We start from the raw sequence: 23,077 nt of genomic DNA on the forward strand, positions 1-23,077 counted from the left end.
ATTAACCTACTTTCCAATACAGAATCGGGAAAAAATATTATGAAGCAACTCTTCCTGAACCTGATGCCCCGTAATCAAAGAGATTTCTTCGAGGGCTGAACGGACATCGATCGATACCAAATCAAATGGGACATTCGCATAGACAGCTTCAAGGGCTTTTTCCAAAGAGTGAATGCAATTTTCCAGAGCTTGAATTTGACGGATATTCGATAATAACGGATCAATTGTGACGGATATCTCTCCTTCAAAAACCCTATTTAGAATTTCCTTTTCTAGTTCAGCAAACCCAATCCTGTTTTTTACAGAAAACGGCAGCGCAAAAACTTCAGGAGGAAGAAAAGTATCATTAAATTCATAAGAAGACAAAAGATCAATTTTATTAATCAAAACAATCGTTTTATTCGCGTATTCCTCAAGAATTATTCTTTCTTCGTTCGTGAGCCTCCCCGAACGGATCTCGGAGGCATCGAGCAAGAGCAGAATGACATCTGCCATACTAAGCGCCTTCCAGGCTCTCTCAATGCCAATCATTTCGACCGGATCATCACTTTCTCGGATTCCGGCAGTATCGGTAAGGTGCAGCAGTACTTCACCAATCTTGATATATTCATGAATCTCATCCCGGGTTGTTCCCGGAATATCCGTAACAATCGCTCTTTCTTCGCGCAAAAGTGCATTCAGCAGACTGGATTTTCCAACATTCGGCCTACCCGCAATTACCGTGGAAAGACCTTCCCTGATAATTTTACCGGTTTTGCTTCCTTTGAAAATTTCTAAAGAATTTTCTTTAGCATTTAATATTTTTTCAGACAGTTCTTTCAGCGCCAAATCATCAATTTCATCTTCCGGAAAATCAATGGTTGCTTCAATATAGGATAGGATATCCAAAATATCCTGTCTGACTTCATTAATTCTGGAGGACAATCTCCCTCCGAGCTGAAGCAAAGCCAAGTCCGCAGATAGCTCTGTCCTAGAGGAAATCAAGTCAATTAACGCTTCAGCCTGAACAAGATCCATTTTCCCATTCAAAAAAGCCCTTTTGCTGAATTCACCGGGCTCTGCCAAGCGCGCTCCCTGCCGGAGACAGGCTTCAATGATCCTTCTTGCCGGTATCAATCCACCATGACAATTTATTTCATAGACATCCTCACCCGTAAAAGAATGAGGCCCTTTCATCCTGCTGATCAGGACTTGATCAAGCTGCATCGCACCATCATAAAAGTCCCCCAAATGAAGCGTAAATGTTGTGTCGGACAGCCATTTGTCTTGATGGACGGGACAAAAACAAACATCCAATATTTTTTGGGCTTGCTTTCCGCTTAAACGGATAACATGAATGGCCCCTTCTCCGGCCGGTGTAGCCAAGCCGACAATCGTATCATCCATTTTTCTCAACTCCAGAAATAGTAAAACTTAGCGCTCTATCTGAAAATAATAAACCTTTCTGACAGAAAAGTAAAAGGGGTTGCCCCCTTCTACATAATTATGCCTTTTCTATATGATTCCGTTTTAAAGCAATGACAACTCTTCGGTGAGGCTCTTCCCCTTCACTAAAAGTCGTTACTTTCAATTCATTTTGCAGGGCCGTATGAATAATCCGCCGCTCTTGAGGACTCATCGGTTCTAAAACAATTCTATTGCCGCTTTTCTTAACCTTTTCAGCCAGTCTTTTGGCAAGAACAATCAGCGTTTCTTCCCGGCGCTTCCGATAACCCTCAACATCAATCACGATTCTCGTCTTATTAGACAATTTTTTTGCGACGGCCAAATTTGTTAGAAACTGTATGGATTCCAAAGTATCCCCTCTGCGGCCAATCAGTATGCCAAGGTCTAAACCGGTAATATTTATTTTGACCTGTTCATCACGGTTAATTACCTCGAAGTCAGCATCGACGGACATTGCCTTAGTCAACCCTTTGAGAAATTCACAGGCCAGTGCTCCCGGATCATCCTCAAAATTGATTCTGACTTTGGCCATTTTATTGCCAAAAAGTCCAAGGAGTCCTTTTTTTCCCGGTTCTTCCAGCACTTGAACAGTAACCTGATCTCTGCTGACGCCAAGTTCGGCTAATCCCAATTCAATAGCCTCTTCAACCGTTTTTGCAGTTTTATCTGCAACCTTCATTCGTGTACCTCCTCAGTCAACAGAGGCTTCTTTTTTCTCTGCCGACAACTTCTTATTGATATAGACAGTTTGCAGGATCGACACAATGTTCATCGTTATAAGATAAAAACCTAAGCCAGAAGGAAGCGTAATTACGATATAAGCCATAAAGAACGGCATGACATACAACATCATTTTCTGAGTCTGTTCGGCAGTAGCCTCAGCTGTATCTTTTTTCGCACCAGGCTGACTCTTGTTGGGGCTTGTTGCCATCGAGACCTTTGTCATTAAGAAAGACGTCACCCCAGCGAGAATCGGTAAGATTAAATGATAAGACAATTGAAAGCCGTATGCTACAGTAATATTGAAACCTAAAAACCAGACACTGGCATCATTGCCGTAAGGGAAATTTGCCAACGTTCTATAAAATATCCACAAGATAGGAAGCTGTACCAAAATCGGCAAGCACCCCGAATAAGGATTCACCTTTTCTTCACTATATAGTTCCATGATTTTCTGATTCATCTTCTGCTTGTCATTGGCATACTTTTTCTGCAGCACTTTCATTTTTGGCTGCAAATCCGTCATTTTGCGCATGGACTGCATCTGTTTCCAGGTCAACGGGTAAAGAACAATCTTAATGATGATGGTAAAGATGATAATTGCCATACCCCAATATGGCAATCCGATCATGGACGAGAGATCAAACAGCCACTTTAAGATCGCGGCCATTCCCTGATAAACGATATCCACAAGAACCCTCCTTAAACTGGGTCATATCCGCCGGGATGAAAAGGGTGGCATTTGGCAATTCGTATGAGCGATTTACCAATCCCTTTGATGATCCCGTACTTTTTAACTGATTGAATCGCATAATCCGAACATGTAGGATAAAATCTGCAGGTTCGTCCCTTCAGAGGTGAAACAAATCGTTGATAGAAAACGATGATGGAAACAAAAACCGTTTCCATGATTTTACGCATTCTTTCCATCATAAATTCCCGCTTTTCTCCAAATATATAGTACAGATTTTTCAACTTCCTGCAAGGTTGCTTTATTGATTGCCGCACGGGCAATCAAAATCATCTCACAATCCATCTTCAATCCGTCTATATTCAAACGGACAGCTTCACGCATAAGCCTTTTGGCCCGGTTGCGCTTCACTGCATTGCCAACTTTTTTGGAAGCAATAAATCCAAATTTTTTGTTATGTCCTCGAAAGATATATATGACAACTTGTCTTGAGGTATAACTTTTTCCGTTAGTAAAGACACTTTGAAAATCGGCCTTTTTTTTCAATCTGTAAGACTTCAGCAGCATATGGCCCTCCTTGCTTTGCTAAAGGGCGTTCAGTACAAAAAAGGCCACAAACCTGCGGCCCTAAACTGCTAACTTCTTACGACCTTTCAAACGACGACGTCTTAAAACGTTTCTACCGCCAGTACTTTTCATCCGTTCTAAGAATCCATGAACTCTTTTATGGCGACGGGATTTAGGCTGATATGTTCTTTTCAAAGCAAACACCCCCTTATAATTCCAAGAATTAAAAACTCAGCTGGAGACAAGCTATTAGCGGCAACCTTAGCTGCACTTAGATCTATCGGAAACATGTTAGAGTATTTCTGATAGAGCTAATAAAAACGAAAGACAGACTATAGAAAATTATACTCCAATTATTTTTATTATGTCAAGAAAATAACTGGTTAATAACTCGGTGAATACAATATGGAGAAGCTCCGGATTGTTTGTGAAGTTTCCTGGATACTCTGAATTAACTGTTGATAACGAAATGAAAAGTTGTTATGATAAATGTACATGTTCGGCCCATAGTTTGATGATTGGATGTGTATAATTTTTCTTCTTTATCTGGGGTGTTATCCACAAATAACCTGATATTTGTGAATAACTTTTTTTTACTGATGCTTTTGCACTATCAATAAGGGGGTTCTCTATGTCTCCTAATATTATATATTTAAACGCTTTCTGGGAAAATATCCTTGAGAAATTGAAAGATGAATTATCTAAGCCCAGTTTTGAAACTTGGCTGTCTTCAACGAAGCTGGTTGATTTCTCCAACAATCGGCTGACCATCAGTGTTTCCAATGAGTTCGCAAAAGACTGGCTGGAAAGCAGGTATTCCTCGCTCGTTAAATCCACTGTTCAGAATTACCTGAATGCACCGGTTACTCTAAACTTTATTGCCGAGCAAGATCCGTCCGATCTTCCTCCAATAGAAACCCCTGGTGTTAATTTTGGCGTTTTGTCTCATTCCCTGAACCCAAAGTATACGTTTGATACTTTTGTAATCGGCAACGGGAATCGTTTTGCCCATGCCGCAGCACTTGCAGTTGCGGAATCTCCTGCTAAATCCTATAACCCTTTATTTGTCTACGGCGGCAGCGGGCTTGGCAAAACGCATCTAATGCATGCGATCAGCCATGTGATCAGCAAGAATTTTCCTTCGATGAAAATTCTCTATGTCACCGGCGAACAGTTCACGAATGAAATGATTGATTCTATCCGTTATGAAAGACAGGTCGAATTCCGGAACACTTACCGAAAAATTGACATCTTATTAATTGACGATATTCAGTTCCTGGCAGGCAAAGAAGGCACCCAGGAAGAATTCTTTCATACGTTTAACACTCTTTATGAGGCCAACAAACAAATTATTATTTCTTCAGACCGTCCCCCGAGAGAAATACCAACACTTGAGGAAAGACTTCGTTCGCGATTTGAATGGGGTTTAACAACTGATATTAATCCGCCTGACTACGAAACAAGAATTGCTATTTTACGCAAAAAAGCTGAGCTGGAAAATTTTATTGTACCTGATGAAATTATTATTTTTATTGCTTCCGAGATTCAATCCAATATCCGGGAGCTGGAAGGTGCCTTAAGTAAAATAACAGCTTACTGCATGCTCACTAACCAACCGATAACCGTTACCCTGGCAGAAGAGATATTGAAGGATATGATCCCGCAGAAAAACCAAAAATTGATTTCTCTTGATATGATTCAAAAAAGTGTTGCTGAACATTATAAGATGTCCATTCAGGAATTCAAACAGAAGAAAAGAACAAGAACCATTGCTTTTCCCAGACAAATTGCGATGTTCCTATGCCGCGAGATGACGGATCTTTCTTTGGAACAGATCGGTGACAAATTCGGAGGCCGGGATCATACGACAGTCATTCATGCCTGTGAAAAGATCAGTGAACTTAAAAAAAATGATCCGTTGGTTGAAAAGAGTATCAATGACATTATCAGTAAAATTAAATCAAGTTAGAACCTGATGAACCTTTATTTTATTTATTTAAACACACCTTATATTAAAAATTGTGGATATCTTTCCATCATTTCCACATGATATCAATACTTTTATCCAATCAGACAGAAACTATAATTAGCTTTTCAGATCCTTTTATCCACAATTTTTAACGCTATACTACTACGGTTACTACTAAATTAATATCTTATTATGAATAGTGAATAGTTATGTTATAATTTTGAATTGGAGTCAGAATACATAGGAGGTATCCGATGAAAATCTTATGCAAAAAGGAAGATTTGATTTTAGGAATCAACACTGTACAAAGAGCAGTGTCCTCTAAAAATACGCTTCCTATACTTCAAGGAGTCAGGCTGAGAGCAGAAAGACAAAACCTTTGGTTTGAAGCCACTGATCTGGAAATTGGCATCCGCTGCCAGGTTCCGGTCAATGTTCAGGAAGAAGGACAAGTTGTTTTACCGGCCAAGCTTTTTTCAGAAATTGCCAGGAAGCTTCCGGATACCGAAATTAAAATTGAAAGCACTGACAATAATATTAATATCTTTTACGATTCCTCTGATTTTGCGGTAAACGGATATGATCCTGAAGAGTATCCTGAGATTTCTGATATTGAATCCAATGAAAGTATTGAACTTCCGGCTTTACTTTTTAAAAGTATGATTCGTAAGACGATATTCGCCTGTTCAGTCGAAGAAACCAGACCTGTTTTTACCGGCGTGCTGCTTCAGGTGAATAAAGAAAATATAACACTTGTCGGAACAGATACGCACCGACTGGCACTCAGCAATGAAGTTTTGCATGGAAATCAGAAAGAGTTCAACGGGATTATTCCAGCCAAGACCTTGCATGAGATTTATAGGCTAATAGAAGATGATGACAGTATTTTAATCAGTTTTAACAATTCCAGAATTATTTTTAAATTTAACCAGGTTCAAATTGTCACCCGTCTGATTGAAGGACAGTTTCCAAGCTACAAACAGGTTATTCCGGCAACATGCAACACGAAACTTTTGATATATACTCGAAAATTGATGGATGCAGTAGAAAGAGCCTCTCTTTTATCCAAAGACAATTACTTGAAGACCAATACGGTCCGTTTTAATATTGAGAATTCCCATATTAACATCAATCATTTTTCGGAAATGGGTAAAGTATTTGAACAGCTCGAAGTAGAACAGAATGGAGAGGACGTTGCAATATCTTTTAATGCCAAGTATATCATCGACCTGCTTAAAGTTGTTGACACCGAAAACGTGGTTATGGAAGTTTCGGGATCATCTAGTCCCTGTATCTTCAGGCCCGAAAGTAATGATAAATACTTATGTTTAGTTCTACCGCTAAGAAATTAGCATGATGATTCGTGTTTAAACATGTATATTAAAGACTTATATTTGGTTAATTTCAGAAATTATAAAGAACAAAAGATTGACTTCCAGCCGGGAATCAACTTGCTAATGGGTTCCAACGGTCAGGGAAAAACGAATATCCTTGAAGGAATCGGGTATCTTATTAGCGGTAAATCGGCCCGCTGTAAGTCAGAAAATGATTTAATACGCTGGGGGGAGAAAAATTTTTATCTTTCAGGTTCTTTTCTAGTTTCAGAAAGGCTCTTCATGCTGGAGAGTTATTACGAAACCGGAAAAAAAGTCATGAAGATTAACCAATTGGCTTGTAAACGTCTTTCAGATTACGTTGGTACAGTCAATGGGGTTTCTTTTTATCCGGATGATTTAAATATTGTTAAAAAAGGACCCAACGAAAGAAGGCGTTTTATTGATCTGCTGATTGCCCAGATTAGACCTACGCATTTTGCCCTGCTCAATGCTTATTTAAGGGCTGTTCACCAGAAAAATATTCTTTTGAAAAACGAAAGAAATATTAATCTGTTAAGAATTCAGCTCCAGGCCTGGAATGAGCAAATTTGTGCGATCGGTTCCAAAATTATCATTAATCGATCTGAATTTACAGATAAACTGAATACCCACTGCAGAAAGATATTTCAAAGCATTTTTTCGGATGAGGACCATCTCGATATCGTTTATCAAGCCTTAGGAAAAAAGGATTTAGAGCAGGCTTTACAAAGCTTTCCGGAGATACTTGAGAAAAAAATGATGCAGGAAATTGAGAGAAAAGCTGTATTGTTCGGACCCCACCGCGACGAAATAATTATTTATCTGAATGGAAATGATACAAGAATATTTGCATCTCAAGGTCAGCAGCGTTCTCTGGTGCTCAGTTTAAAGCTGGCTGAAATGGAAATCATCCGGAATGAAAAAGATGAATATCCGATTTTACTGCTGGATGATGTTCTTTCTGAATTGGATGAATATCGGAGGGACTATTTAATTGAGTATATTAATACCCTGCAAAAACAGACGATCATCACTATGACTGGTGCAGATGACAGGATTGCGAATCAGAAAGCAGTGGTATATCAGGTATCTAATGGAAATATAAGGAGGAAATAGTTGATGTTTCTACACATCGGTAATAATATTATGGTGAGAAAAGACAAAATCATTCTGATCCTTGATTTGGATAAAGCAGGAAGCAACCAGATTTCCCGCAGTTTGTTAAATAAAATGATGAAAAAGGGAACCGTACAGAATATTACGGAAAAAGGAAAAGAGAAATCCTTTGTGATGACGGATTCGGAATATTATCTGTCTCCGATTTCTTCGTCAACGTTAATGAAAAGATCACAAAGTGGAAGTATTATTTAGTGTATTTGCAAATGTAAGTACTTTTTGATACAGCTAGACTGCTAGGACTTCTGCCAAAGGATTGGCGCCAGCCAAATTTTCTTTAAGGAAGACGATTCGTTGTTTTATTGACCTCCGGAAGCTGGGAGGTCTTCATATTTGAATGAAAGCAGATTTTATAGTATAATATTAAGGTTAAAGGATAAATTTGGGAGGGAACAGCTTTGCAAAATGAATCGGAATTAGCAAATCAAATGAATCCCGGATCTGATTATAATGCCGGCCAGATAGAAGTACTTGAAGGATTAGAAGCTGTTCGTAAGCGTCCCGGTATGTACATCGGTTCCACTAGCAGCCGTGGTTTGCACCATCTGGTTTATGAGATCGTTGACAATAGCATCGATGAGGCTATGGCTGGTTACTGCGATGAAATAGAAGTTATTATTCATCAGGGAGAGAGTATTACTGTTCAAGATAATGGACGCGGCATACCGGTTGATATGCATGCAAAGATGCAAAAGCCGGCAGTAGAAGTTGCTTTGACAGTATTGCATGCCGGCGGAAAATTTAATAACGAGGCTTATAAGGTCTCTGGTGGCCTGCACGGAGTCGGTATGAGCGTTGTTAATGCGCTTTCCGTTAATTTGCGTGTCGAGATCAAAAAAGATGGGAAAAAGTACAGCCAGGAATATTCCCGCGGCAAAACACTGACGGAACTCAAGGAAATCGGTATGTACCAAGGAAGATCCGGAACGATGATTACTTTCCAGCCTGATCCGGAAATCTTCGAAGATATCGTTTATGACTATGAAGTTCTGGCGCATCGTTTGAAGGAGCTTTCATTTCTGAATAAAAATGTCATGATTACTCTGATTGACGAGCGGAACGAGGCCAAAGATGTCTATAATCACAATAATGGGCTGATTGATTTTGTAGAATATTTAAATAAAAATAAAGATCCGATTCATCAGAAAGCGATTGTATTTGAGACGGAGAAAGATAATACAAAGGTTGAGATCGCCCTTCAGTATAACGAAAGCTATACCGAAACCCTGTTTTCTTATGCTAATAATATCAATACTACAGAAGGCGGCACGCATGAAGCAGGTTTTAAAGCTGCTTTAACCAGGGTAGTGAATGACTATGCGCGCAAAAACAATATTTTAAAAGGCAATGAGAATAACTTAAGTGGTGAGGATGTCAGAGAAGGCCTCACAGCTATTATTTCGGTTAAAATAATGGAACCTCAGTTTGAAGGACAGACGAAGACCAAGCTGGGCAATAGTGAAGTAAGATCCATTGTCGATAGCGTGGTTGGCGAAGGTTTATCCACCTTTTTTGAAGAAAATCCGGCCGTTGCCAAAAAGATTGTTGAAAAAGGCTTGCAGGCTACCCGAGCAAGGCTTGCTGCCCGCAAGGCCAGAGACCTCACGCGCAGAAAAAGTGCGCTGGAAAGTACTTCTTTGCCGGGTAAACTGGCTGACTGCACCTGGAAAGATCCAAGGTACTGTGAAATGTACATTGTTGAAGGAGACAGCGCCGGCGGCTCAGCCAAACAAGGAAGAAATCAAAAATTCCAGGCAATTCTGCCGTTGCGTGGAAAAATTCTGAACGTCGAAAAAGCCCGCTTGGACAGGATCCTGGGAAATGCAGAAATCAGAGCAATGATCACAGCGCTTGGTACCGGAATATCTGAAGATTTTGATATTGAAAAAGCCCGTTATCATAAAGTTGTAATTATGACAGATGCTGATGTCGATGGAGCACATATTAGAATTCTCTTACTGACATTCTTTTACAGGTTTATGAAACCTCTTATTGATAATCATTATGTATATATTGCTCAGCCGCCGCTTTTTAAAATTAAAAACGGAAAACAAATACAATATGCTTATAATGATCAGGAGCTTAGCAAAGTTCTTGATACCGTCGGCAGAGAAAAGACAGAAATTCAACGCTATAAAGGTCTAGGTGAAATGAATCCCGAACAGCTTTGGGAGACAACGATGGATCCGGAATCCCGGACCATGCTCGTGGTACAAATGGAAGATGCCATGAAAGCGGATGAGTTGTTCACGATGCTGATGGGTGATAAAGTGGAGCCTCGCAAGGAATTTATTCAAAAATATGGCAAGGATGTACGAAATCTGGATGTTTAAAGGAGCGTTGATTCATGTCTATGGAACTTTTTAACGGCAAAGTTTTGCCCATTGAGATTTCAGATGAATTAAAAAAATCGTTTATAGATTATTCCATGAGCGTTATTGTCAGCAGGGCCTTGCCTGATGTACGCGACGGCTTGAAACCGGTTCATCGCAGAATTCTTTATGCGATGAATGAGTTAGGGATGCACCCGAATAAAGGTTATAGCAAATCGGCCCGACTGGTCGGAGATTGCATGGGTAAATTTCATCCGCATGGAGATTCTTCGATCTATGATGCGGCTGTCAGGCTGGCTCAGAATTTTTCCAGCCGTTATCCTTTAATTGACGGACATGGCAACTTTGGTTCCATCGATGGCGATTCAGCGGCTGCCATGCGTTATACAGAGATGAAGATGGCTCCGCTGGCTACGTATATGCTGGCTGATATTGATAAGGATACCGTCAATTTTAGTCCAAACTATGATGAAAGAGAAAAAGAGCCGGACGTTTTGCCGGCGAAATTTCCGAATCTATTGGTTAACGGTTCTTCCGGAATTGCTGTCGGGATGGCCACGAATATACCGCCGCACAATCTGGGCGAAGTCATCGATGGCGTAGTATATTTGATGGACAGTGAGGATAACGAAGACGGAGCACCTCGACCTGGAATCAGAGATCTGATGAAATTTATTAAAGGACCTGATTTTCCGACCGGTGCCCAAATCATGGGCACGGAAGGAATCATCAGCGCGTACACGACTGGCAGGGGATCAATCAAGGTCCGGGCGAAGGCCAATATCGAAAAAATCGAAAAAAATGGGAAAATGCAGATCGTTGTTACGGAAATTCCGTATGTGGTCAATAAGTCCCGGCTGATTGAAAAGATAGCTGAACTTGTTCAGGAAAAGAAAATCGAAGGTATTACCGATTTGCGCGATGAGACCACAATGAAAGGGATTCGTATTGTGATTGAACTGCGCAGGGATGTTACACCTCAGGTCATTCTGAATCAGTTGTATAAGCATACCCAGATGGAAGATAGCTTCGGGATCAATATGCTGGCGCTGGTTGACAATACCCCGAAAGTACTCAACCTGCAGGAAATTCTGGAATATTTTATCAAACACCAAAAGGAAGTTATTGTCCGGCGCAGCCGGTTTGAACTGAAGAAAGCAGAAGATGAGGCACATATTGTTGAAGGACTGCGCAAGGCGCTGGACTATATCGATGAAGTCATTGAGATCATTCGTTCTTCCAAGGATGATGACATCGCCAAAGCCAAACTGATCCTGCGCTTTGATTTCAGCGACAGACAGGCCCAGGCGATTATGGACATGCGCTTAAAGCGCCTGACTGGTTTGGAACGTGAAAAACTGGATGCCCAGTATCAAAGGCTGATGGATGAGATTGCTTACCTGACGGCAGTTTTGAATTCGGACAAAATGGTTCGTGGAATTATTAAAACTGAACTGAAGGAAATCAGGGATAAATTTGCGGACCCGAGACGTTCAGAAATTACCTTTGATGCGACGAAGATGGAAATTGAAGATCTGATCGCGGATGAGGACGTCGTAATTACGGTCACACACAGAGGGTATATCAAAAGACTGCCCTTAAACACCTATCACAGTCAGAGAAGAGGTGGACGTGGTGTCAACGGCATGTCTACCGGAGAAAATGATTTTGTGGAGAGCCTGTTTATTGCCTCGACACATCATCATATTCTTTTCTTCACTTCACGTGGCAAGGTTTACCGTCTACGGGCGCATGAAATACCTGAGGCAAGCCGGACCGCTAAAGGGACTGCGATTGTGAACCTTTTGAGTCTTGCGCAGGATGAAAAAGTCACTGCGACGATTGCTGTCAAGGAGTTTAAAGACCAATTCAACCTGCTGACAGCAACGAAAAACGGGATTGTCAAAAAGACTTCGCTCCAGGATTACGACACAAAAAGAAGTGATGGCTTGATTGCGCTGACGCTGGATGAAAATGACGAACTGATCGGCGTGCGCCTCACGAAACAAGATGATGATGTCGTGATTGCAACCCGTCTGGGCTTGGCGATTCGTTTCTCTGAGGAAGATGTCAGAGCCATGGGACGGACAGCCCGCGGCGTAAGAGGAATCTCTCTCAGGAAAGATGATTATGTCATTGCCATGGATGTCGTGGATAAAACCGCTAGTGATTTGGAATTGCTGACCGTTACCGAGAATGGCTTTGCTAAACGAAGCGAACTCAGTGAATTCCGGATCCAGGGACGTGGTGGCAAAGGCATTATCGGGCACAGAGTCACTTCTAAGACTGGGCCTCTGGCCGCCGTCAAGGTCGTCACCGCCGATCAAGAACTGATGGTCATTACCGATGAAGGTATTGTGATCCGTCAGGAAGTCAGCGGCATCTCCGTCCAGGGGAGATCGGCCCAGGGAGTCACTGCCATGAGAACCGGTGAAAGCAAGGTCGTGGCCGTAGCTAAATTTGTAAGCAAAGAAGAAGAATAAACGATTAATAAAATGATGTTAACAGGGAACAATAGGACGATTAACAGATCTATTAGGAGGAATCATTCATGGTTGAGGTAGCTTCATGGAAAGTAAAAACAGGCTTGGCGGAGATGTTAAAAGGCGGCGTCATTATGGATGTCACAACACCCGAGCAGGCAAAAATAGCGGAGGAAGCCGGGGCCTGTGCAGTTATGGCCCTGGAAAGAGTGCCCTCTGATATCCGGGCAGCAGGCGGTGTGGCAAGAATGGCCGATCCGACCATTGTTAAAAAAATCATGGAGGCTGTAACCATTCCAGTTATGGCTAAAGCAAGAATCGGACACTTTGTCGAAGCCCGGATCCTGGAAGCACTTGGCGCGGATTACATCGATGAGAGCGAAGTTCTGACTCCTGCCGACGACCTTTATCACATTGACAAGCATAATTTTAAAGTTCCATTTGTCTGCGGTGCGCGCAATCTCGGTGAAGCCCTGCGTCGGATTGGCGAGGGTGCCGCGATGATCCGCACCAAAGGTGAGCCCGGAACAGGCAATGTGGTTGAGGCAGTGCGTCATATGCGGACGGTTATGGCCGATATCCGCCGTCTGACCACCATGCCGAAAGAGGAACTGATGACCGCAGCCAAGGAAATGGCCGCACCCTACGATTTGGTTCTATATGTTGCCGAACACGGCAAACTGCCGGTTGTAAATTTTGCCGCAGGCGGAATCGCAACACCGGCTGATGCGGCCCTCATGATGCAGCTGGGTTGCGACGGTATTTTTGTTGGCTCCGGCATATTTAAATCCTCTGAACCAGCCAAGAGAGCCAGAGCGATCGTTCTCGCAACCACCCATCACAATGATCCGGACATGCTGGCCAAGCTTTCTGAAGAAATCGGTGAAGCAATGCCAGGTCTGGAGATTTCCTCGATTGCTCCGGAGGAAAGAATGCAGGATCGGGGCTGGTGAGCATGAAAAAGAAGATTGGTGTCCTGGCTATCCAGGGCGCTTTTCGCGAGCACTGCAGATCTTTGGAAAAACTTGGAGTTGGAGGAGTTGAAGTCCGCAGCGTCGATGATTTAAAAGAAATCAGCGGACTGATTATTCCCGGCGGGGAAAGCACAGCCATTGGCAAGCAGCTCGAAATTGACGGTTTTGGCGACAAAATTGCAGAAATGGCTGGTGAAGGTTTCCCCATTTTTGGGACATGCGCCGGCATGATTCTGCTCAGTAAAAGAATTGACCAGAGTAGCCAGTATTCTTTGGGGCTTCTGGATATTTCCGTCAAACGAAATGCTTTTGGCCGGCAGATTGCGAGTTTTGAAGCGGATATCCCGGTTAAGGGACTAAAAGGCGGAAATTTGCGGGCCGTATTCATCCGCGCGCCGTATGTGACGGAAGCAGGTCCGGAGGTGGATGTGCTGGCCGCATATGCCGGAAAGATTGTCTTGGTCCAGGATGATCATATTCTGGCCAGCGCGTTTCATCCCGAGCTTACCGACGATACCAGAATTCATGAATATTTCATTAACATCGTTGATCAGTATCGAAAATAGGAGGGGCCCGTTATGCTCGATCTAAAATTTGTGCGCAGCAATCCCGAGATTGTCAAAGAAGCGTTAGCGAAACGCTGTGCCGATATCAACCTGGATGATTTTTTGCGCCAAGAGGAAAAAAGACGGCAAATCTTATTTGAGGCGGAAAATCTGAAAGCGGAACGCAATAAGGTATCTGAAGAAGTTGCCCGGCGAAAGAAAAGCGGGCAGGATGCCGAGGAGCTGATCCTTCAAATGCGTGAGGTTGGTCAGAACATCAAAACGCTGGATGACAGTTTAAACGAGATCGAGCAAAAAATGCTGGAAGTACTCTATTTGATCCCGAATATTCCCGATGCATCTGTTCCGGTTGGTAAAGATGAAAATGATAACATCCAAGTCCGCAAATGGGGTGAACCCAGGAAGTTTGAATTTCAGCCGCTGGCCCACTATGAGCTGGGGGAAAAACTTGATATTTTGGATTTTGCCCGGGCCGGCAAAGTAACCGGGACTCGATTTACGTTCTACAAAGGGCTCGGAGCGCGCCTGGAAAGAGCCTTGATCAATTTTATGATGGACAGGCATGCCGCCAAAGGCTATACGGAGGTCTTTCCGCCGTTTATGGTCAACCGGCAGTCTATGTTTTCCACCGGCCAGCTGCCCAAATTTGAAGAAGACGCTTTTAAAGTAGAAAAAACTGATTATTTTCTGATTCCTACAGCGGAGGTACCGGTCACCAATATTTACAGAGATGAGATCCTTGAAGCAGATATGCTTCCGATTAGATTTTGTGCCTACAGCGCGTGTTTCCGCGCCGAAGCCGGAGCGTCCGGGAGGGATACCCGCGGGCTGATCCGCCAGCATCAGTTTAATAAGGTCGAGCTTGTCAAATTCTCCCTTCCGGAGAATTCCTTCCAGGAGTTGGAGATGCTGACCGCAGATGCTGAAGCGATTTTGCAGGAACTGGAACTTTCTTACCGCGTTATTGTTTTATCCACCGGCGATCTTGGATTCAGCTCTGCTAAAACGTACGACATTGAAGTATGGCTGCCAAGCTTTAATCTGTACAGGGAAATATCTTCCTGCAGCAATTTTAATGATTTTCAGGCCAGAAGAGCGAATATTCGTTTTCGGCGCGGACCTAAGGAAAAACCGGAGTTTGTGCATACCTTAAACGGCAGCGGACTGGCCATCGGCAGGACCGTATCGGCTATTCTGGAGAACTATCAGGAAGAAGACGGTAGAATCAGGATTCCGAAAGCACTGGTTCCATACATGGGCACGGAATTTATCGGTTAGATTAGAATAAAGTTTTTTTGATTAATGCTAAGAGCATTAATGTAATTAGATTATTATATTGTTTGTTGCTTCATTGTTTAAAATTGGCGCAAACAGCTTCTTGTTTAGTTATAAAGTTTATGTTATACTATCTATCGTCTTACTGCTGGAGGGGTGTCCGAGCGGTTTAAGGAGCCGGTCTTGAAAACCGGTGACTCCGAAAGGGGCCGTGGGTTCGAATCCCACCCCCTCCGCCATGCAATCCATATGGCCTCGTAGCTCAGGTGGATAGAGCGGGGGTTTCCTAAACCCTGTCTTGCGGGGGTTCGAGTCCTCCCGGGGCCACCATCATATCGCAAAGGTTTTAAGGCCTTTTTTTATCAGATTTGCCGTTGCGAACGGTAGAAGTACTCGTACTATTTCAATCCTGAATCTGTATTTCCTGTCCAGCATATTTTTATTCTTCTACGGATCTGGCAGGATGGTATTCGAGGCTGAGAGAAATGAAACATGAAGATTGGATGAGACTTGCGCTTGACCAAGCCCAAAAGGCTTATGACTGCAATGAGATTCCGGTTGGCGCGCTCGTTATCGTGAATCAGCAAATTCTATCTGTCGCCTTCAATGAAAAAGAGCAGAAACAAGACCCGACAGGACATGCCGAAATCCTCGCCATCCGGCGAGCAGCCGAGGCGATGGGTCACTGGAGGCTGACGGATGCGACGTTGTATGTCACCCTGGAACCCTGCCCGATGTGTGCCGGCGCGATTCTTCAAGCTAGGCTCAAACACCTGGTCTACGGAGCGACGGATGCCAAAGGCGGCGCTGTTGAGTCCGTGATGAATGTACTGAACAGAAACTGCTGGAATCACAAAGTTGAAGTCACGGCAGGCGTCTTGGAAGAAGAATGCTCAGTACTGTTAAAACAATATTTCCGGGAAAAACGTACCAAAGCCTAAAGCAAAACCCTATAGGTTTTAAAAATATTATATTTATCATGGAGAAGTAGCGAAGTGGTCATAACGCGCCGCACTCGAAATGTGTGGAGCTATGTGGAAGTCCTGTAGCCGAAAACCTTGATTTTATGGGGTTTTCCAAGCCCTCGGAGTTCGAATCCGGACGGATTTTTGAGCTGTTCTATCCGAGTTCTATCCGAGGGCTAAAATAAAGTTAATAATTCGGAGAAGTACCCAAGTGGCTGAAGGGTCCGCACTCGAAATGCGGTAGGCCTGGTTTTCCCGGGCGCAAGGGTTCAAATCCCTTCTTCTCCGCCATCATGGAGCTGTTAATTCTAAAGATTAGCAGCTCCTGCCATTTTAAGCGGCAAAGATTTCTGAATGATCTTGGCTGTTTTTTTCTTGGACTGGTACTCCAAATGACCATAAGTATTAACCGTTGTCCGAATATCGCTGTGACCAACCCAATCCCTGATCCGCTCCATAGGAACCTCGTTGGCCATCATCAGCCCTACGCACGAGTGTCGAAGGTCATGGAACCTGACATGAGGCAATTCGGCCTTTCTGAGTAAATCACGATGTCTGTTGGTTATATAGTCCGGGTCGATGATTTCCCCCAAAGGATGAACGCAAAGATAACCAAGCCATTCCTTGCTGTAAGAACTGCCGCAAAGCGCCCTCAGTTCTTTATTTTCCGCTATCTTAGCTTTTATCCTTTCCTCGACATAAGGAATTAAAGGATAAGTACGGTTGCTTGAATCCGTTTTGAGCTTGTCGGACGGGATATATATTTTTTTCTTGTCGATCACTGCTTTTGTTACGGTGTGGCTGGCCCTAAAGAATTTGTACCTGAAATCAAACTGGCTCTCTCTGGTGCCAACACACTCACTACGCCTCATCCCATAGAAGCCGCCGAGCAATATAGGAATTTCAATAATATCCCCTACGATAAACTCAAGATAATACTGCATCTGATCGACATTGAGAGTAGCGGCATTGTATTTCTCGATTTTGTGCAGGGTGATGGCGCTGTTTGGATTTACACTAATCATCTTTTTGCTGACGGCATAATTCAATGCTTGGTTGATAATGGTATAATCCTTTGCAACTGTGGCTTTCTTCTTGCCGTGTTTCAGCCGATAAGCGTAATGTCCCTTGAGCAGGTCAGGCGTAATCTCCCGGACTGTGCAGCCGTAAACCTTAAATGTCGGATATAGGTTGTGCTCGATGTTTTCCGCATAACCAGCCCAGGTATTGAGCTTGATTGTTTTGTCAAAGTTAAAATCTTCGCCGACAACAATATTATCCGGGTGCCTGAAAGCAAGCCATTCATTCAGTAAATCTGCAAACAAGGGATTCTCAGAATAGTTTTCATCAGAATCGTTCTGAGTATTGTTGTTTTCCTCGGGCGTTTCCTGCGCAACCGTCTTTTCATCCTTATCAGCTATGCCGTTTTTCAAGTCAAGGGAATATTGGATTCTTGCCGCCAGGCATTTGCTTTCAGCTTCCGCTTCGTTTTCCTCGGTTGCGGCAAGTCCGGTTGATGTCCAAAGGGGCTTGCGTTTTCCGTTCCGATCCTTTCGGTTGAGAACAGTATAATAATAGCCTTTCTTAGGTGTAATGAAGCCTCCTATTAATTCATCCTCGGTCAGTCCGACCATTTTCAGCATTGTGGTGAGTTCCATATGATTCCTCCTTTCAAATTATTCACTCACCTGCCATTGACATAATGAGTGTAGCACAATAAAAAAGGTGCGTGAAATGTGTAAAACTTATTTATTATCGCTGCTTGCACCAAACCGCAAATAACTCAATAAAAAAGGCTTGGGGATTTTATAGGCCCGCCCAACCTTGAGGCATTCAATTTTATTTTCTTGTATCAAACCGTATCCAGTTTTAAGGCTAATGCCAAGAATTTTACACGTTTGCTTCATATCGAGCACATCAGGATATCCTTTTAGCATAATTCGGTAGACTTTTTCTTGCGTTAATTTTTCATTAGCCATAATTAAGCCTCCTCTTTCATCAGTGTATACTTCATAAAAACCTTTCTTAAATGAAATCATCGTCATTTTTTGATTAGCGCAGCGGGAGAATGCGCCTTCGTTCAGACACGTAGACACGCATATCATAAACAGGCGCACCTCCATACTGCACTTCTGTTTTGGTTTATAAGACTATGGTTTTATTCGGCGGACAGCGGCTGACCGTCCTCATAGGAATTTCACCTCTCCCAGGTTCTCTGCAAGCCGCCCCCATTGCGTGATCCCGCTTAAGCGGGGCTGTGGCTGGACGGAAGTATCATTATCCCTCTGTATGTTTCATCGCCTTAAATGCTGCCAGCATTTATTTATAGCACGGATATTAATCGCTCGTACCTGACCTAATTCAATCGCAACATCATCTATACTTTACTAAATCCGATTGTTGAAGGATTGGTGGTTATGGCGTATCTGCTATTTGGCTTTCCTTTTCAGGGCATACAGGGAAAGTACCGAATAAAACAATTATTTAATTGTCAAAGATCAGTTAAGGGGGAAGAATTTGTCCCTCTAATAACCACTTCATTTTTCAGGCAAAATCGCAGGGTGTTACAGAAAGTTTTTTAAAAACTTTTCGATATTTTTTAGTCCGCGTTCGATGGATTCCCTAACTGCGCTTTCCCTAATGCCATCTGCTTTAGCAATGGCGGTTTTGCTTATACCCAAAAAGAAATGAGCATAAACACGTTTTGCCTGTTTTTCCGGCAAACTGTTGATGGCAGTATACAACTCATGATTGGTGACTCTCCTCTCATAAATCTCTTGAGGAGACAAGGAAATGAAAACAATTTCCTGCTCAATACCGTCACCACGATTGAGAGAGTAATAGGCTTTGTGTCTGTATGTGCGTAATTTGTAAGCATTCTCGCTCAGCTTGAAGCACTTCAGGGATGAAGCGATTTCATCCGCAACTTCAACAAAAAAGTCAGCTTGATAGAACGGGTAATAATCTCGCAAATTGATCCTTTTCATTTTCAGACCTCCGTTTTGATTTTTTTGTAAAAACCAAAACAGAGGGCGGGGAACGGCACCTGACGGATTTCAATACTTTTCTTGAGAAAAGAGAAAATATATAATAATGGCGCTTGTAAGCCCCAATCTGATAAGCAACATGTTTTTGCCAAGTAAAAAAGCCCGTAGTTTGCTTAAGGCAAATCGCGGGCGCATCCACCGTGACGTTTATCAAATAAGATTCATAAAGAACATTATGAAGTTCTTCTTTATTTACACCTCAGGAGAGTAATTTTTAGCATGCTTCGCAATCAGCAACACTCCCTTTGTTTGGGGCAAAAGCAAAGCCATGAAAAAACAACCCTAATCTCAGGGGTAACGCAACTATACGCAAATAAAAAAACTGCCTCAAAAGGGCAGGATATACCGTAAAACTGTTAGGCAACCAGGCTGTCATAGTGCATTGGCACGTTAGACCCTATGGCTTTGCGTCGCTGTCTTTAGACAACTTTGCCCTTATCTTTTTATTTAGTTAATGCCTGCGTTAAGTCAAAGGAATAAAATACTGCCTTAATTGACAGAAAATAATAAATACGCATATAAGAAGTAATGGGTTCATATTTGTCATATTATGTTAATTATATAATAAACCCTTTTTGCATAAATCTGTGTCAAATTGTGTTGTCGAAAAAGCGGATATTGTATAATTGAGTTGTATTTTGAGTTGATCATGGTAAAGGGCATATACTCCCTAGATGGTCAGTATTTCCAGTTCTATTGAAGTTCCTTTTTGCTCTTTTAAAACAAAAGGAATGCTTATTGATTGTAAAATACCCATATATTTCATAGTTTAAAACATTATTTACTGGTTCAGTGTCTTTGAAAAATAAGGGTGAAGTGGACAACGGTTAGAACCGGAACAAAAGACTTGAGTTTACTGCTTAGCCCTTTGGCGTACTCTAAAGCTTTGGCTGTTGGGTGAACCGTCAAAGCCTACAAGAATCTTATTTACTTCCATCATTTTACCCGCCCAATAGTAAAACATTTGCGGAAGAAAGAATAAATAACGAGAGAGTTTTTGTAAGAAAATTCTAATCTCCTAATAATATATGACGGATTTTTTCGATAGTCGCATCATTTCTTGGGAGAGTATTTAATAATTTCTAGGTCTTCAATTGTAATAAGTCCTTCATTCACAGCTTCATCCAAGAATGGCATAATCTTTTCGATGTACTCAACGCTGTCTACAATATCGATCACCACAGGAAGATCGTGTGAAAGTTCCAGTATCTTCGCTGTTTTAATTCTGGAATTTGCGCCAAAACCTTCTATGCCTCTTAATACGGTAATCCCTGCAAGACCAAGTTCTTTGGCTTTCAATACAATTGCGTGGTACAACAATGTGCCTTTATATTTGCTGGCTTCACCAATATAAATGCGGATTCTTCGTGCTTGACCCGTAATTTTAGCCATATCCATACTCCTTATCTTTTTTACAAGTATAGTATAGACCTGTTCGAAAAATGTCAGACGATATCAGTCTGAGGCCTTATATTTTATTCTTTTACAACCATAACCGGTACTTTGGAATAGCTTACAACTTTTTGAGCGACACTTCCGATGACAAGCTTTTTGAAGCCGCCCAACCCCCTGGTCCCAATGATTATTAGATCAAATTCATTTTCTTGTGCATAATCGATAATTTTTTCCACCGGGTGTCCGTGAATAATAACAGTATTGATTGTAATGTTTTCTTTTTTTCCTAATTCCACAATCTCTCTGTGCATAGGAAAAATACGTTTTCCTGCTTCAATAATCTCTTCATCGACTTCATCCCTGCTTGAACTAAAATCCGGCAAGCGGATAACAGTTAGAACGGTAATTGAAGAATTTAGTTTACTACTTAAATATTTTGCATAGTCTAACGCTTTTTTACTGCTTGGTGAGCCGTCAAAACCCACTAGAATCTTATTCATTTCCATTGTTAGGTCCTCCTTGTACACTTTGTTCTTGTAAAACATTTTTGGGGAAGAAGAATTTTTGGGCTATCAAGGTCGGTACTACAGCGCTTAAGATGACTACGGTTACAATCACGCTATATTGGGAACTACTGATATACTTATTTGTCAGTCCATATAAAGCCGAAATAGTTCCGAAGGTCAATCCGGTGCTCATGAGAAGGGTGGTATATATCCCGTTTCTTCCTGAATATTTAAAGAGCCTGGTGGCTGGAAGCACACCGACGAACTTAGCTGCAACTTTAACCAGCAATAAAATAATAATCAAGGATAATGTTGCCGCCAGCGCTTTAATGGAAACAAGAGAACCGGCTTTAATAAAATAGAACGGTGTAAACGCTACAAAGGCAATCGCCCGCATTTTATGCAATGTTTCTTTATATTGCAGGAAAAATCCTGCCATAGCCAAACCGATAATGTAAGCCGGAAGTACCGCTTCGCTGCCGGAATATTGGGCAAGAAATCCTAGAAACAAAAGGATCAGCAGGACAAATTTGATTTCCGGTTCACTGACTTTTCCGCTGTATCTGGCAAAGATCCACTTGGCCAATGGAATACCGGCGAAACATACTACAATGACCGCTCCCGCAAAGATCAGTAATTTGTAGGAGAAGCCCGTGAAAAGAAAGCCCAAGGCTAAAACTGTGCCTAAGTCGGTTATAAAACAGGCCGCCAGAATGGACTGCCCAAATGAAGTTGAGGTTAATCTGCTTTCAACCATCACGGCATAGACGACAGCGACCGATGTTGTGGACAGCGCGATACCGGTAATTTTGGCGGCGTTTATATCCCAGCCAAGTAAAAAATAAGCGACAAGTATTCCGCAAATGCAGGGCAGCAAAAAAGATAGGACACCGATAACCACGCTTTGTTTCAAATTCTTTTTCAGGCTTGCCGGATCAATCTCCGCCCCCGCCAGAAAAGTAAGGATGACCGAACCTAAGCTTGCCAGGAAATTGACCCAGTCGGTAATCTGAAGATGTATGACATTACCCGCAACTACACCTACCAAGATTTCAATCAACGCTAAGGAAATCCCCAGCCGAATTGATATAAGACTGGCTAATAAGGCTAAAAGTATCCAAATCGATGCAATCAGAAAAGTATCGTCCAAGAAGCATCCTCCTCTTGATAAAAATAAAAACTCCTACCCTTAAGGTAGGAGCCATTAGCTTGATGCATTCGCGAGCCCCATCGCAATGAATTCATTTTTTTAATCAACATATGTTCATATTATATGAAAAATAGAATTATTTCAATACTGATTACAAAATTTTCTATTATTTAGAATGCGTATTCTTAAGCCTCACAATTATAAACCTTCAATTTAAGTAATAAAATTGACAACATCAAGTCAAGACATAAAGAAAACATAAAAAATTTGCAATCCGAAAATGAAAATGCTTGAATTATTTTTTTAGAAAAGCTAAAATTGGTTTTGTCGATAAAGCGATGGGGCTCGCTTCTGCCTTAAGGCTGATGGCTCCTGTTGGACTATATATTGGTATAGTCTGATAGGTGTTTTTTTATTGCCCTGATGGGATATTAAAAAGATGAACATAAGAGGAGTTAA

At 42.1% G+C, this 23,077-nt stretch carries 22 protein-coding genes, 3 tRNA genes and 1 riboswitch; of the genes, 13 read left to right on the forward strand and 12 right to left on the reverse strand.

Going from position 1 to position 23,077, the window contains the following annotated elements:
- Positions 1-6: 6 nt before the first annotated feature.
- The 6 genes from mnmE to rpmH form a co-directional block, all read right to left on the reverse strand.
- Entirely contained in the window at positions 7-1,386 is a 1,380-nt protein-coding gene (mnmE, locus tag NC238_08615) for a tRNA uridine-5-carboxymethylaminomethyl(34) synthesis GTPase MnmE (GenBank protein ID MCM1565995.1), read from the reverse strand.
- A gap of 97 nt (positions 1,387-1,483) precedes the next feature.
- Complete coding sequence (locus tag NC238_08620; GenBank protein MCM1565996.1) at positions 1,484-2,125, reverse strand: protein jag; 642 nt, start codon at positions 2,123-2,125, stop codon at positions 1,484-1,486.
- A 12-nt stretch (positions 2,126-2,137) separates the two neighbouring features.
- Positions 2,138-2,857, reverse strand: coding sequence for a YidC/Oxa1 family membrane protein insertase (locus NC238_08625; GenBank protein MCM1565997.1), 720 nt, complete (start codon positions 2,855-2,857; stop codon positions 2,138-2,140).
- An 11-nt stretch (positions 2,858-2,868) separates the two neighbouring features.
- Positions 2,869-3,078 (reverse strand): membrane protein insertion efficiency factor YidD, encoded by a 210-nt coding sequence (gene yidD / locus NC238_08630; protein ID MCM1565998.1) that lies wholly within the window; start codon positions 3,076-3,078, stop codon positions 2,869-2,871.
- Between the two features lies 1 nt (position 3,079).
- A complete protein-coding gene (gene rnpA / locus NC238_08635; protein MCM1565999.1) occupies positions 3,080-3,424 on the reverse strand; it encodes a ribonuclease P protein component in 345 nt (114 codons plus the stop codon).
- A gap of 60 nt (positions 3,425-3,484) precedes the next feature.
- Positions 3,485-3,619 carry a 50S ribosomal protein L34 gene (gene rpmH / locus NC238_08640; protein ID MCM1566000.1) on the reverse strand — a complete coding sequence of 45 codons (135 nt, stop codon included), beginning with the start codon at positions 3,617-3,619 and terminating at the stop codon, positions 3,485-3,487.
- A 448-nt stretch (positions 3,620-4,067) separates the two neighbouring features.
- On the opposite strand from rpmH, the gene dnaA reads away from it, so the two are divergent.
- From dnaA to NC238_08705, 13 genes are all read left to right on the forward strand, one after another.
- Positions 4,068-5,393, forward strand: a complete 1,326-nt coding sequence (gene dnaA / locus NC238_08645; GenBank protein ID MCM1566001.1) for a chromosomal replication initiator protein DnaA — start codon at positions 4,068-4,070, stop codon at positions 5,391-5,393.
- Between the two features lie 254 nt (positions 5,394-5,647).
- Positions 5,648-6,745, forward strand: coding sequence for a DNA polymerase III subunit beta (dnaN, locus tag NC238_08650; protein MCM1566002.1), 1,098 nt, complete (start codon positions 5,648-5,650; stop codon positions 6,743-6,745).
- A 21-nt stretch (positions 6,746-6,766) separates the two neighbouring features.
- Positions 6,767-7,864, forward strand: a complete 1,098-nt coding sequence (gene recF / locus NC238_08655; GenBank protein MCM1566003.1) for a DNA replication/repair protein RecF — start codon at positions 6,767-6,769, stop codon at positions 7,862-7,864.
- Between the two features lie 3 nt (positions 7,865-7,867).
- The gene (locus tag NC238_08660) at positions 7,868-8,119 is read left to right on the forward strand and encodes a DUF370 domain-containing protein (protein MCM1566004.1); all 252 of its coding nucleotides are present in this window, start codon (positions 7,868-7,870) and stop codon (positions 8,117-8,119) included.
- 233 nt (positions 8,120-8,352) lie between these two features.
- Entirely contained in the window at positions 8,353-10,257 is a 1,905-nt protein-coding gene (gene gyrB / locus NC238_08665; GenBank protein ID MCM1566005.1) for a DNA topoisomerase (ATP-hydrolyzing) subunit B, read from the forward strand.
- 14 nt (positions 10,258-10,271) lie between these two features.
- Positions 10,272-12,740: a DNA gyrase subunit A gene (gene gyrA, locus NC238_08670; protein MCM1566006.1), complete on the forward strand. Its 2,469-nt coding sequence runs from the start codon at positions 10,272-10,274 to the stop codon at positions 12,738-12,740.
- A 68-nt stretch (positions 12,741-12,808) separates the two neighbouring features.
- Positions 12,809-13,693 carry a pyridoxal 5'-phosphate synthase lyase subunit PdxS gene (gene pdxS, locus NC238_08675; GenBank protein ID MCM1566007.1) on the forward strand — a complete coding sequence of 295 codons (885 nt, stop codon included), beginning with the start codon at positions 12,809-12,811 and terminating at the stop codon, positions 13,691-13,693.
- Positions 13,690-14,280 carry a pyridoxal 5'-phosphate synthase glutaminase subunit PdxT gene (pdxT, locus tag NC238_08680; protein ID MCM1566008.1) on the forward strand — a complete coding sequence of 197 codons (591 nt, stop codon included), beginning with the start codon at positions 13,690-13,692 and terminating at the stop codon, positions 14,278-14,280. The genes pdxS and pdxT overlap by 4 nt, the downstream gene beginning before the upstream one ends.
- 12 nt (positions 14,281-14,292) lie before the next feature.
- The gene (gene serS / locus NC238_08685) at positions 14,293-15,558 is read left to right on the forward strand and encodes a serine--tRNA ligase (GenBank protein MCM1566009.1); all 1,266 of its coding nucleotides are present in this window, start codon (positions 14,293-14,295) and stop codon (positions 15,556-15,558) included.
- Positions 15,559-15,705: 147 nt separating this feature from the next.
- A tRNA-Ser gene (locus tag NC238_08690) sits at positions 15,706-15,794 on the forward strand.
- A gap of 12 nt (positions 15,795-15,806) precedes the next feature.
- Positions 15,807-15,885: transfer RNA gene (locus tag NC238_08695), tRNA-Arg, on the forward strand.
- Between the two features lie 155 nt (positions 15,886-16,040).
- Positions 16,041-16,496, forward strand: coding sequence for a tRNA adenosine(34) deaminase TadA (gene tadA / locus NC238_08700; GenBank protein MCM1566010.1), 456 nt, complete (start codon positions 16,041-16,043; stop codon positions 16,494-16,496).
- 221 nt (positions 16,497-16,717) lie between these two features.
- Positions 16,718-16,811, forward strand: a tRNA-Ser gene (locus NC238_08705).
- A gap of 17 nt (positions 16,812-16,828) precedes the next feature.
- On the opposite strand, the gene NC238_08710 is transcribed toward NC238_08705, so the two are convergent.
- From NC238_08710 to NC238_08735, 6 genes are all read right to left on the reverse strand, one after another.
- Positions 16,829-18,178 carry a site-specific integrase gene (locus NC238_08710; protein MCM1566011.1) on the reverse strand — a complete coding sequence of 450 codons (1,350 nt, stop codon included), beginning with the start codon at positions 18,176-18,178 and terminating at the stop codon, positions 16,829-16,831.
- Between the two features lie 87 nt (positions 18,179-18,265).
- Positions 18,266-18,499 carry a helix-turn-helix domain-containing protein gene (locus tag NC238_08715; protein ID MCM1566012.1) on the reverse strand — a complete coding sequence of 78 codons (234 nt, stop codon included), beginning with the start codon at positions 18,497-18,499 and terminating at the stop codon, positions 18,266-18,268.
- A 585-nt stretch (positions 18,500-19,084) separates the two neighbouring features.
- A complete protein-coding gene (locus NC238_08720; GenBank protein ID MCM1566013.1) occupies positions 19,085-19,507 on the reverse strand; it encodes a sigma-70 family RNA polymerase sigma factor in 423 nt (140 codons plus the stop codon).
- A 416-nt stretch (positions 19,508-19,923) separates the two neighbouring features.
- Positions 19,924-20,011, reverse strand: a riboswitch (cyclic di-GMP riboswitch).
- 609 nt (positions 20,012-20,620) lie between these two features.
- Positions 20,621-20,959, reverse strand: a complete 339-nt coding sequence (locus NC238_08725; GenBank protein ID MCM1566014.1) for a DUF190 domain-containing protein — start codon at positions 20,957-20,959, stop codon at positions 20,621-20,623.
- Positions 20,960-21,042: 83 nt separating this feature from the next.
- Positions 21,043-21,468, reverse strand: a complete 426-nt coding sequence (locus NC238_08730) for a universal stress protein (protein ID MCM1566015.1) — start codon at positions 21,466-21,468, stop codon at positions 21,043-21,045.
- The gene (locus NC238_08735) at positions 21,455-22,618 is read right to left on the reverse strand and encodes a cation:proton antiporter (GenBank protein ID MCM1566016.1); all 1,164 of its coding nucleotides are present in this window, start codon (positions 22,616-22,618) and stop codon (positions 21,455-21,457) included. Before NC238_08735 ends, NC238_08730 begins: the two co-directional genes overlap by 14 nt.
- Between the last annotated feature and the right edge of the window lie 459 nt (positions 22,619-23,077).

The sequence above is a fragment of the Dehalobacter sp. genome (assembly GCA_023667845.1).
In the GTDB taxonomy this organism is placed as follows: domain Bacteria; phylum Bacillota; class Desulfitobacteriia; order Desulfitobacteriales; family Syntrophobotulaceae; genus Dehalobacter.

Bases quoted from the DNA above. Each gene is read 5' to 3' on its own strand.
- tadA (MCM1566010.1), top strand. From the start codon at position 16,041: ATGAAACATGAAGATTGGATGAGACTTGCGCTTGACCAAGCCCAAAAG.
- NC238_08710 (MCM1566011.1), bottom strand. From the start codon at position 18,178: ATGGAACTCACCACAATGCTGAAAATGGTCGGACTGACCGAGGATGAA.
- NC238_08725 (MCM1566014.1), bottom strand. From the start codon at position 20,959: ATGGCTAAAATTACGGGTCAAGCACGAAGAATCCGCATTTATATTGGT.
- NC238_08660 (MCM1566004.1), top strand. From the start codon at position 7,868: ATGTTTCTACACATCGGTAATAATATTATGGTGAGAAAAGACAAAATC.
- pdxS (MCM1566007.1), top strand. From the start codon at position 12,809: ATGGTTGAGGTAGCTTCATGGAAAGTAAAAACAGGCTTGGCGGAGATG.
- NC238_08730 (MCM1566015.1), bottom strand. From the start codon at position 21,468: ATGGAAATGAATAAGATTCTAGTGGGTTTTGACGGCTCACCAAGCAGT.
- gyrA (MCM1566006.1), top strand. From the start codon at position 10,272: ATGTCTATGGAACTTTTTAACGGCAAAGTTTTGCCCATTGAGATTTCA.
- serS (MCM1566009.1), top strand. From the start codon at position 14,293: ATGCTCGATCTAAAATTTGTGCGCAGCAATCCCGAGATTGTCAAAGAA.
- rnpA (MCM1565999.1), bottom strand. From the start codon at position 3,424: ATGCTGCTGAAGTCTTACAGATTGAAAAAAAAGGCCGATTTTCAAAGT.
- NC238_08720 (MCM1566013.1), bottom strand. From the start codon at position 19,507: ATGAAAAGGATCAATTTGCGAGATTATTACCCGTTCTATCAAGCTGAC.
- gyrB (MCM1566005.1), top strand. From the start codon at position 8,353: ATGAATCCCGGATCTGATTATAATGCCGGCCAGATAGAAGTACTTGAA.
- NC238_08715 (MCM1566012.1), bottom strand. From the start codon at position 18,499: ATGGCTAATGAAAAATTAACGCAAGAAAAAGTCTACCGAATTATGCTA.
- NC238_08620 (MCM1565996.1), bottom strand. From the start codon at position 2,125: ATGAAGGTTGCAGATAAAACTGCAAAAACGGTTGAAGAGGCTATTGAA.
- dnaN (MCM1566002.1), top strand. From the start codon at position 5,648: ATGAAAATCTTATGCAAAAAGGAAGATTTGATTTTAGGAATCAACACT.
- recF (MCM1566003.1), top strand. From the start codon at position 6,767: ATGTATATTAAAGACTTATATTTGGTTAATTTCAGAAATTATAAAGAA.
- mnmE (MCM1565995.1), bottom strand. From the start codon at position 1,386: ATGGATGATACGATTGTCGGCTTGGCTACACCGGCCGGAGAAGGGGCC.